Raw genomic sequence first — 326 nt, forward strand, 5'->3', positions numbered from 1 at the left:
GACGGGGACTACCAGACCTACAAGGCCGAATCCGGCGGGTTCGTCCGCGAACACTTCTTCGGCAAGACCCCGCAGACCAAGGACATGGTCGCGGACCTCACCGATGACCAGATCTGGAACCTCAAACGCGGCGGCCACGACTACCGCAAGGTCTACGCCGCCTACAAGGCAGCCACCGAATTCAAGGGCAAGCCCACCGTCATCCTGGCCAAGACCGTCAAGGGCTACGGCCTCGGACCGCACTTCGAGGGCCGCAACGCGACCCACCAGATGAAGAAACTCACCCTGGATGACCTGAAGAAATTCCGCGACCACCTGCGGATCCC

The 326-nt window shown here is 62.3% G+C and carries 1 pseudogene; it reads left to right on the forward strand.

Annotated features, from left to right (window positions below):
• Positions 1-326 (forward strand): annotated as a pseudogene (locus U7114_RS19355) (pyruvate dehydrogenase (acetyl-transferring), homodimeric type); the annotation flags it as partial.

The sequence above is a fragment of the Pseudarthrobacter sp. C1 genome, from assembly GCF_034720455.1.
In the GTDB taxonomy this organism is placed as follows: Bacteria; Actinomycetota; Actinomycetes; order Actinomycetales; family Micrococcaceae; genus Arthrobacter.